8 protein-coding genes are annotated in these 10,021 nt (G+C 74.5%); 5 read left to right on the forward strand and 3 right to left on the reverse strand.

The annotated features are described in order from the left end of the window. Positions 1–1,508, reverse strand: a 1,508-nt coding sequence (locus tag AOK03_RS27890) for an AMP-dependent synthetase/ligase (protein WP_055568117.1), incomplete at its 3' end; no start/stop codon positions are given. A 128-nt stretch (positions 1,509–1,636) separates the two neighbouring features. Here AOK03_RS27890 and AOK03_RS27895 point away from each other — a divergent pair. Next, the gene (locus AOK03_RS27895) at positions 1,637–2,767 is read left to right on the forward strand and encodes an AraC family transcriptional regulator (protein WP_079075000.1); all 1,131 of its coding nucleotides are present in this window, start codon (positions 1,637–1,639) and stop codon (positions 2,765–2,767) included. On the opposite strand, the gene AOK03_RS27900 is transcribed toward AOK03_RS27895, so the two are convergent. Together AOK03_RS27900 and AOK03_RS27905 are read right to left on the reverse strand one after the other, a co-directional pair. Next, on the reverse strand, positions 2,656–5,727 hold the full coding sequence (locus AOK03_RS27900) for a tetratricopeptide repeat protein (RefSeq protein WP_055568118.1): 3,072 nt from the start codon (positions 5,725–5,727) through the stop codon (positions 2,656–2,658). The genes AOK03_RS27895 and AOK03_RS27900 overlap by 112 nt on opposite strands. 92 nt (positions 5,728–5,819) lie before the next feature. Next, complete coding sequence (locus AOK03_RS27905) at positions 5,820–6,317, reverse strand: hypothetical protein (protein ID WP_063792592.1); 498 nt, start codon at positions 6,315–6,317, stop codon at positions 5,820–5,822. Between the two features lie 188 nt (positions 6,318–6,505). On the opposite strand from AOK03_RS27905, the gene AOK03_RS27910 reads away from it, so the two are divergent. The 4 genes from AOK03_RS27910 (at position 6,506) to AOK03_RS27920 (ending at position 9,979) form a co-directional block, all read left to right on the forward strand. Beyond that, complete coding sequence (locus tag AOK03_RS27910; RefSeq protein WP_055568120.1) at positions 6,506–7,726, forward strand: lipase family protein; 1,221 nt, start codon at positions 6,506–6,508, stop codon at positions 7,724–7,726. Positions 7,727–7,894: 168 nt separating this feature from the next. Further along, on the forward strand, positions 7,895–8,056 hold the full coding sequence (locus AOK03_RS42815; protein WP_157869099.1) for a hypothetical protein: 162 nt from the start codon (positions 7,895–7,897) through the stop codon (positions 8,054–8,056). Further along, complete coding sequence (locus AOK03_RS27915) at positions 8,053–9,075, forward strand: molybdopterin-dependent oxidoreductase (RefSeq protein ID WP_055568121.1); 1,023 nt, start codon at positions 8,053–8,055, stop codon at positions 9,073–9,075. The genes AOK03_RS42815 and AOK03_RS27915 overlap by 4 nt, the downstream gene beginning before the upstream one ends. Position 9,076: 1 nt before the next feature. Further along, positions 9,077–9,979 carry an aminoglycoside phosphotransferase family protein gene (locus AOK03_RS27920; RefSeq protein WP_055568122.1) on the forward strand — a complete coding sequence of 301 codons (903 nt, stop codon included), beginning with the start codon at positions 9,077–9,079 and terminating at the stop codon, positions 9,977–9,979. Positions 9,980–10,021 lie beyond the last annotated feature (42 nt).

Consider the following 10,021-nt stretch of genomic DNA (forward strand, 5'->3'; position numbering starts at 1 on the left):
GCCCACCCCGCGACCTCCTCCGCGTCCAGCGTGACGAGGGCGACCGGGTAGGGCCGGTGGTCGCCGACCATCACGGCACGGGACACGAACCGCGAGGTCTGGATGGCGAGTTCGCTCAGCGAGGGCGTGAGGTTCTTGCCGCCGGACGTGATGATGAGATCCTTCTTGCGGCCCGTGATCGTGAGGTAGCCGTCCTCGTCGAGCGCGCCCAGGTCCCCGGTGTGCAGCCACCCTTCGGCGTCGAGGACGTCGGCCGTGGCCCGGGGGTCGTTGTGGTAGCCGGGGAAGACCATGGCGCCGCGCGCCAGGACCTCCCCGTCGTCGGCGATGCGGATCTCCACGCCGTCGACGGGGCGGCCGACCGTCCCGTAGCGGACCGCCCCCGGATGGTTGAGGGTGAGCACGCCCGCCGACTCCGTCATCCCGTACCCCTCGTAGACCGCGATGCCGCAGGCCCGCAGGAAGTCGACGGTGTCCGGCGCGATGGGCGCGCCCCCGGTCAGCGCCCACCGGACCCGCCCGCCGAGCGCCTGCCTGACCAGGCCGTAGAGCGCCTTGTCCGCGGCCTCGTACGCGTCCCGCAGCTCGTCGGGCAGCACCCCGTCGGCGGCGAGGACCCCGATGCGGACGGCCTCCTCGAACCGCTCGCGCCCGCCCTCCTGCGCCTCGGCGAGGGACAGCACCACGGACCGCACCTTCTCGAACAGCCGGGGCACGGAGGGCAGATGCGTCGGCCGCGCCTCGGCGAGCTCGGCGACCACGTCCTCGATGCGCCCGCCGAAGTAGGTGAGCGTGCCGCCCGCGATGAGTGTCGTGAACTCGATGAGCTGGGCGAGGAGATGGGCGAGCGGCAGATAGAGGTACGTGGACTCGCCGGGCCCGCCGTCCACGAGCGGCAGGGTGGCGTCCTGCACGGCCAGCAGATTGCCGTGCGTCAGCCGACAGCCCTTGGGCGGTCCCGTGGTGCCGGACGTGTAGATGACGGTGGCCAGGTCGGTGCCGCGGCACGCGGCCGCACGCTCCAACAGGGCGTCCAGCGGCCCGAGTTCCTTCGGCTCCGCAGTCATCAGGACCACGTGCCGCACCCCGGGCAGCCGGTCCCGCAGCCGCTCGATCTTCGCGGCCTGCGCCTCGTCCTCGCAGACCACGACCTCGGCGCCCGAGTCCGAAAGGACCCACGCGACCTCGTCGTCCCCGGCCGTCGGATAGACCGGGACCACGACGGCGCCCGCCGCGAAGGCGCCGAAGTGGGTGCAGGTCCACTCGGGGCGGGTCTCGGCGAGGACCGCGACCCGGTCGCCCGGACGGACACCGAGCGCGAGCAGGGCCCGGCCCGTCCGGCGTGCGGCGTCCCGGAGTTCCGCGTACGACATCTCGGTCCACGCCCCGCCCCGCCGGAACCGCAGGGCGGGCAGATCCGCGTGGCGGCCCGCCGCCCACTCCGACAGGAGGGCCAGGGTGCCGGGCAGTTCGGACGGCTTCTCGGGGTCCTTCCGCGTCTGCTGCATGGCTACGACGCTAAGGAGCCCGCCGCACCCCGGGGATGACGGGAAACGTCAGCACCACTGACCGGGCCGCTCAGCCGTTCTCGCGGCGCGGTGTTCTGGGAAGGCCCTCCCGACGCTAACGTCGTGACATGGCCAGGCGGACGATCACCGTGCACCACGTACGGGCCGTGCTGCGCGGCGCCGAGCGGCACGGTGTGGACACGGTGCCGCTGCTGCGGGGAGCGCAGATTCCGCCGCTCCTCCTCGGGGACGACCGGGCCCGGGTCACGGCGCCCCAGTTCGCCCGGCTCTTCCGGGAGCTGTACCGCGCGACGCAGGACGAGTTCCTCGGCCTCGGCTCCGCGATCAGCAGGCCGGGGACGTTCGCGATGATGTGCCGGGCCGCGCTGGGCTGCCGCGATCTCGGCGCCGCCGTGCAGCGCGGCGCCACGTTCTACGGCCTGTTTCCCGGCGGCCCCGACCTCGTCCTCGAACGGCACGGCGGCGAGGCGGTGTTCGGCGTCCGCAACGACCTCGAACAGGACTACTTCCTCGCCGAGTGCCTCGTCATCATCTGGCACCGGCTGTGCAGCTGGCTGATCGGGCGCCGCATCCCGCTGCGCTGGGCCGAGTTCGGGCACCCGCCGCCGCCGCACAAGGACGAGTACGAGCTGCTCTTCGGGTGCCCCGTGCGGTTCGGCGCCGAGCGGACCGGTGCGGGCTTCGACCCGCACTGGCTGGACGCGCCGCTCATCAGGGACGAGGACGCGCTGGACGAGATGCTGCGCCGGGCGCCCTTCGAGCTGCTCTCCCGGCGCGAGTACGGCACGACGGTCGCCGAGCAGGTGCGCCGCGTCCTCGCCCGCGCCCTGCGCTCCTCGCCGCGGCTGCCCTCCCTCGGCGAGATCGCGGCGCGGCTCGCGGTGAGCCCGGCGACGCTGCGTCGCCGGCTCGCCCAGGAGTCCACGTCGTACCAGCAGTTGAAGGACGCGGTGCGGCGCGACGCGGCGATCGCGGGTCTCGTGGAGGGCCGCGAGCCGATCGCGGAGCTCGCGGCCCGGCTCGGCTTCTCCGAGGACACGGCGTTCCACCGGGCGTTCCGCCGCTGGACGGGCACCACGCCCGGCTCCTACCGCACCGAGACGGAACGCCCGTCCGGAGCGGGCCCCTACGACTCCTCGCCGCCGCCCGCCTCCTCCGGCGCCGGGCCGTCCGGCGGCGGACCGTCGGACGGCGGCGCGGCGTCCGCCGGGGTCGCGGAGGGCGCTTCGCGCGGCTGAGACCTCGGACGGTCGAAGCGCGCGCCGTTGACCGCGGCGCCGTCACCGGACATCGTCGTCTCGCCCTCCTGCTTGCCGAGCCGCCTGCTGGTGCGGCCGAGAGCGATCAGGACGGTGATCAGGGACGTGGACGTGCCCTCGATGCGGCGGGTGTACCGCACGGCCTCCTCGTACGCCGCGTGCGCCTGCGGCAGCATGTCCTGCGCGTCGTACACGTCACCCATGTCCTTGAGCACCGACGCGTACCAGCCGGGGTCGGAGTCGCCGTCGACCAGGGCGAGCACGGCCTGGCAGGCGGCCACCGCGTCGGCGTAGGCGCCCTCCACGCCCATGCGGCCCAACTCCTCGTGGGTGAGGGCCATGTTGTGCAGGACGGCCGCCCGCCGCTCGGTGTCCCCGATCTTCGGGACCTCCCCGGTGAGCCGCTCCAGGACGTCCCGCGCCTCGGTCCGCTCGCCCATCGCGACCAGCGTGTTGGCGAGCGCGGTCATCGTCGTGGCGAGGTCGCTCGGATTGTCCGCCTGCTGCTTGTACGAGACCGCCTGCCGGAAGTACTCGACGGCCTCCTTGAGGTCGCGGGCGTCGCGGTAGGTGTCGGCGATGTCGTGCAGGATGATGCCGTAGACGCCCGGCGACTCCTCTGGGTCGGTCAGGCCACGCGCCTCGTAGAAACAGGCGAGGGCCTGCTCCAGGCGGGCGGGCCGCGACTGGCTGGTCTCTTCCGGCATGGCGGTTCTCCGTTCGGAGTCGGATGGTGGAGTCCTGCTGTCGTCGCGCAGCTCCCGTCCGCGGTGGATCAGCGCGCGGGTCAGGGTGACGGCCGCCTCCGCCGTCGTGGCGTGGTCGGGTCCGAAGGTGTCGCGCAGCTCGTCCAGTTGCTGCCGGTGGGCGAGGACGCCACCCGCGATGTCGCCCGCCTCCTCCCAGGAGAAGGCGAGGCTGCGCAGCACCCCGTACAGCTCGATATGACCGGGCCCCAGCACCCGCTCCATGTCGACGACGAGCCGCTCCAGAGCCATCAGCGCCTCCGTGTTGCGGCCCGACTCCCGCAGCCAGTAGGCGTGTTCGGCGCGGCTGGCCAGCGTGTCGGTGTGGTCGGGGCCGAGCACCCGCTCCCGGTCGGCGAGCAGTTCCTCGTACGCCGTCACGGCGCCGTCCGTGTCGCCCGCGCGCCCCCGGTACCCGGCGAGGTTGTGGCGGGCCCAGAACAGCTCGGAGTGGTCGCGGCCGAGGAGCCGCTCGCGGTCGGCGATGAGCTGTTCGAGGGCGGCGATCGCACCGGCCGTGTCGCCCGCCTCGCCCCACCACAGGGCGAGGAAGCTGCGGGCGCTCAGCGTCTCGGGCGCCTCGTCCCCCAGCTCGCGCTGGAAGTCGCACAGGACCTGCTCGAACGCCACCAGGGCGCCGGGCACGTCCTCGGCGAGCGCCCGCGAGTGGGCGAGGGAGTGCCGGGCCCGCAGCGTGTCGGGGTCGTCGGGCCCGCAGACGCGCTCGGTGTCGCCGACCACCTCCCGGAGTTCGCCGACCGCCACCAGCGGGTGACCCGACATCGCCCACATCTCGGCCAGGTTGAGCCGGGACCTGAGGGTGTCGCGGTGGTCGGGGCCCAGGCGCCGCACGGCCTGCCCGACCAGGGTCTTGAACTGCTCCAGGGCGTGCGTGTAGTGCCCGGCCGCCGCCACGCTGGTCGCCGACCGGAAGACCACGTCGTGCGCCCGCTCCGCCCAGAGCGGCCCGTCGGCCACGCTCCGCAGCGCGTCGGCGTTCGCCCGCAGCGCCCGGCCCAGCGCGGCGTCCTTCTCGACCTCGGGCCAGGCCTCGACCAGCGCGTCGGCGACGGCCACCGCGGCCTCGTCGACGCGGTCCCGGGTGAGGGTCTCGCGGATGCTGCGCTGGACCAGCTGGTGGACGCGCACGGCCTGGTGGGGGACGCCAGGCGTGTAGTCGACGAGGTGCATGCGGTGCAGGGCGCGCAGCGCGTCGACGGCGTCGAAGGGCTCCACGGAATCCTCGGGGTGTTCGCCCGCGCGGTGCCGGGCGAGATAGCCGCGGGCCGCCGCGCCGGTGAGCACCGCCGCGGGGATGCCGCTGGGGTCGAGCAGGGCGATGAGGACGAGCAGCGGGCTCGCCAGGCCCTGCGGCCGCATCCGGTCGGCGCGGTCGACGGAGAGCGACCAGGTCGCGGCGAGGGTGACGGTCTGCGCGTCGGGCAGCGAGCCGGGCTCGGGCACCAGCCGGGCCAGGTCGCGCGTGCGGCCCGCGAGGAGGGTGCGGTAGCGGGGGCAGTCGAGGCCGGTCTCCAGGAGGTACGCCGCGGCCTGCGACAGCGCGAGCGGCAGGTCCCCGAGGTCCTCGGCGAGCAGCGCGATGCAGTCGGGCGACTGGACCACGGCCGGGTCCGATCCGTTGCCCGGGTCCCTGCGCTCCCCCGCGAGCACCTGCGTGAGGTAGGCGACCGACTCCTCCCGGTCGAACAGGCCGACGTCGATGCAGCGGTGCCCGTGCCCGGTCAGCACGGCGTCGCGGCGCCGCGTGGTGACCAGGGTCCTGCCGTGCGGGCCGGCCGGCGGCCACAGGGCGATGCGGGGCGTGACGGGGTCGGCGAGCAGGTCGACCGGGTCGGCGAGGTCGTCGAGCACCACCATCCAGCCGGGGCCCGGCTCCCCGTCGTCGCCGGGCGGCCGCGGCTCCAGCCAGGCGAGGAAGCGGGCGGCGGCCTGCTCCGAGTCGGCGAGGGTGATGCCGAGGACGTCCTCGGCGGCCTGCGCGTACGCCGCGACGACGGCCTCACGTTTGACCGCGGTCACCCACAGGAGCAGGTCGACCTCGCCGCTGCGCAGCAGGTCGCGGGCGTAGCGGGCGGCCAGCTGGGTCTTGCCGACGCCTCCGGTGCCGGACAGGACCTGGCCGAGCACGGCGGTGCCGCCGTCGGCCATCTCGCGCGCGAGCCGCCTGCCCACGCCGCGGTCCTGGAAACAGTGCGCCTCCTGGGGCAGTACTCCGACGATGTGCGGGCTGTGCCGTGTGAACGGCCTGACACCCGCCGGTCCGCTCAGCCCTCGGCCGGATCCGGCGGGGAAGGGCGGTCTAGCCGCAGGTCCCCGTGCATCTCGCCGATGTTGACCGGGTTGCCGTAGGTCACGACGGATCCCAGGGTGGCCTGTGCGCCGGGACCGGAGGCCGTCAGGTGTCCGACGGTGGGCCCGCTGCGCGCGATGGTGGCCCGCAGCTCCTTCACCAGCTCCCGCAGCTCGTCGCCGAGCGCCCGGCGCACGCCGTCGTCCAGGTCGTCCAGCGCGATCTCGAAGCGGGTGCGCCAGGAGATCCGCTCGTCCCCCCGCAGGCGCCGCCCCAGGTCGCCCTCCACCCCCGTGAGCTGCGTGTCCGTGCGGTCCAGACGGGCCAGCTCGGCCCGCTCGCGCGCCGGGTCGCCCCGGCCGAACCACCGGGCCACCGGTCCCCGCACACCGCCCCAGGCGTCCGTTCCCGCGGCCTGCACGACGGCGGCCGACCCCTCGGCCGCCAGTGCTGTCATGGCGTCGTCGAGCATCGCCACACCCCCAGTCGTTCCGAGCCCCGCGGCTCCCCCTCTGGGAACGTAGCGCCGTGACGGCGCCCTGGATACCTGCGAGCCGGAGTCAACGAAGGTGAGCGTCCCGGTCATCCCGGCGATTACCCGCGGGTCTTTACGGTCGTTGTCAGAACACCCCCGCCCCTGAGGACAGTTGGGAGAGCCGCATGCACACACGTACCAGCGTCAGAGCGTGGGCCGTGGTGGCCGCGCTCGGCCTTTCGGCCACCACCCCGCTCGCCGCGGCACACGCCGAAGGCGCCGGACCCTCCACCGGAACCCCGACCGGAAACCCCTCCGGAACCCCCACCGGATCAGCCTCGACCGCCGGCTCCCCCGGCGACATCGTGACCTCCGAGCCCAGCAGCTTCCACCCCCTGCCGGGCCAGCCGACCAACACCAGGGCCTGGAAGATCCACTACCGCTCGACCACGGCCAAGGGCGAGCCGAACACCGTCTCGGGGACGGTCATCGTGCCCCAGGACGGCAGGAAGGGCCCCCGCCCCCTGATCACGTACGCCGTGGGGACCGTCGGCGTCGGCGACCACTGCGCCCCCAGCGCGGGCTTCCCCAAGGGCACCACCCTGGAGGCCAACCTCATCCAGCAGCTCACCCTGCGCGGCTGGGCGGTGGCCGTCACCGACTACGAGGGCCTCGGCACCCCCGGCGACCACACGTACACCGTGGGCCGCGCCGAGGGCCAGGCCGTGCTGGACGCGGCCCGTGCCGCGATCCGGCTGCCCGGGACGGGCCTGGGCAAGGACACGCCGGTCGGCATCATGGGGTACTCCCAGGGCGGCCAGGCCTCGTCGTGGGCGGCCGAGCTGCACGGCTCGTACGCACCCGACCTCGACGTCAAGGGCACGGCGACCGGCGGCATCCCCGGGGACCTGCTGAAGGTCGCGAAGTTCAACGACGGCCTGTACGGCTCGGGCCTGATCTTCATGGCGGCGATCGGCCAGAACGCGGCGTTCCCCGAGCTGAACCTCGACTCCTACCTCAACCCCGAGGGCAGGAAGCTCATCGGCGCCCTGCGGAACTCCTGCGTCGCGGACGGCTCGGTGCTCGGCTCGTTCAAGACCATCGCGTCCATGACGACGAAGAACCCCCTCGAACAGCCCGACTGGAAGCAGCGCCTGAACGAGTCGCGGGTCGGCACGGTCAAGCCGGACGCGCCCGTCTACCAGTACCACGCGCTCGGGGACGAGCTCATCCCGTACTCCGTGGGCAAGCAGGTCCGCGAGGACTGGTGCGGGCGGGGCGCGAACGTGGAGTGGCACACGGTGCCCGTCGGCGAGCACGTGAGCGGTGTGATCACGCAGTCGCCGTTCGCGGCGCAGTGGCTGGCGGAGCGGTTCGCGGGGAAGGGGGCGCGGAGCAACTGCTGAGCGGGGCGGCGGTGACGGGGTGCGGCTCCGCGCGGCGGGCCGTACCCCGGGCGGACGACCCAGCGGGCCGCGCCCCGGGCGCACCGCGAAAAGGAGTGGGCCGCGGCGCCTCGTCCCCCTAGGATCTTGAGGTTTGCACGACTTCGGGAATCGGGGGGATTTCTCGTCATGCTCATAGCGCCCACAGCCCTGTCCCTGGCCATGCTGGCCCTGTTCGTCCTGGCGATGAAGGCGTCGGACGCGGCGCCGCACCCCGGCGGAGCGGAGCCGGGCGCCGAACCGGAGGGCCCGGGAAGCCCCGGCAGCCCCGGAAAGGGAGCCGCTCGATGACCGCACCCACCACGCCGCCCGCACCGCCACGCACTCCGCCGCTGACACCGCCGCCGGAGGACCCCTCCCACGCGGACCCCGCGCCGGGCCCCGACTTCGTCACCCCGGTGGACAACGTCTTCGTACGCGCCCACCTCGGCGTCCCCGACATCGACCCGGCGGCCTGGACCCTGACGGTCGAGGGCCTGGTGGAGCGCCCCCTGCGCCTGGACCTGGCAGCGCTCCGCGCCCTGCCCGCCGACCGGCTCATCGCCGTCCACGAGTGCTTCGGCAGCCCGCTCCGGCCCGACACGCCCACGCGCGCGGTGACGAACATCGAGTGGACGGGCCTGCCGCTGGCCGCGCTCCTGGACCGCGCGCGCCCGCTGCCCGCCGCCCGGCACGTGCTCTTCGAGGGCGCCGACACCGGCCCCTTCCACGGCGAGGACGACGTCGCGTACGTGAAGGACCTCCCCCTGGAGACCGCCCGCCGCGACGTGTTCCTCGCCCACGGCATGAACGGCGAGCCCCTGCGCGCCCGGCACGGGCACCCGCTGCGGGCCGTGGTCCCGCGCATGTTCGGCACGAACTCGGTGAAGTGGCTGACCCGGATCATCCTGACGGACGAACGCCCGGAGCTCATGTTCACGACGACCTTCTACACCCGTACCCTCCCGGGCGACGACGCCCCGCGGCCGGTGCGCGCGGTGGACGTCAACAGCAAGATCCTCTCCCCGGCGAGCGGCGCCGAACTCCCCTACGGAACCTGGGCGTTCAGGGGCCGCACCTGGAGCACGACGGAGGTCGTCCGCCTCGACCTCTCCTTCGACGGCGGCCCGTGGGAACCGGCCACCCTCGACGTCCCCGGCGCCGATCCGGCCTGGCAGGGCTTCTCCCTGCGCCGCACGCTCGCGCCGGGCCCGCACACGGTCCGCTCGCGCGCCACGGACGCGGCGGGCCGCGTCCAGCCGCCGCCGGGCTCCCGGAACTCCGTCCACGAGGTCGGGTTCACGGTCGGCCGGGGCTGCGGGGCCGCCTGACATGGCAGACGCAGCGGCGTACGACATCACCGAGGACCTGATCCGCGCCGTCCTCGCGGAGCAGCACCCCGACCTGGCGGAGCTGGACATCCAGCAGCCGGTCAGGGGCTGGGACAACGAACTCTGGCGACTGGGCACCGACCTGGCCGTGCGCGTCCCCCGCACGGAGCGCGCCCCCGGCCTCCTCCTCCGGGAGCACCGCTGGGTCCCGGCCCTCGCGCCGCGCCTCCCCCTCCCCGTGACGACCCCCGTGCGCCTCGGCGAACCGACCGCCCGCCTGCCGGTGCCGTGGACCGTGACGACGTGGCTGCCCGGCACCCCGGCCGACCGCTCCCCGGCCACCCGCGGCGACCACGCGGCCGACACCCTGGCGGAGTTCCTGCGGGCGCTGCACGCGGCGGCCCCCGCCGAGGCCCCGCGGATCGCGGAGCGGGGCGCCCCGCTCGACACGCTCGCGCACCACTTCGACGGGCACCACGAGGAGGCGGCGGCCTACAGCGACGTCGACCCCGCCGCCCTCCGTGCCGTCTGGGAGGACGCCGTCACGGCACCCCCGTGGCAGGGCCCGCCCGTCTGGCTGCACGGCGACCTGCACCCCGCGAACGTCGTCGTCACCGACGGCACCCTCTCCGGAGTGCTCGACTTCGGCGAACTCTGCGCGGGCGACCCGGCGACGGACCTGGCGGCGGCATGGCTGCTCCTGCCCGAGGGTTCCGCGCCACGCTTCTTCGAGGCGTACGCACGCGCCGACGAGGCGGCGATCCGCCGCGCCCGGGGACGGGCCGTCCTGCAGTGCCTGGCCCTCATCGACATCGGCCGCAACGGCGAACGGGGCCTGCCCGGCGGCAAGGTCACGTGGGGCCGCGCGGGGCGGGCGACGCTGCGGAGGCTGACCGGGCGGTAGCCCGGCATCGCGTCGCCGAGCCGCCCCGCCGCCCCCTTGCGC

It is taken from the genome of Streptomyces atriruber (assembly GCF_001418325.1).
Taxonomy (GTDB): domain Bacteria; phylum Actinomycetota; class Actinomycetes; order Streptomycetales; family Streptomycetaceae; genus Streptomyces; species Streptomyces atriruber.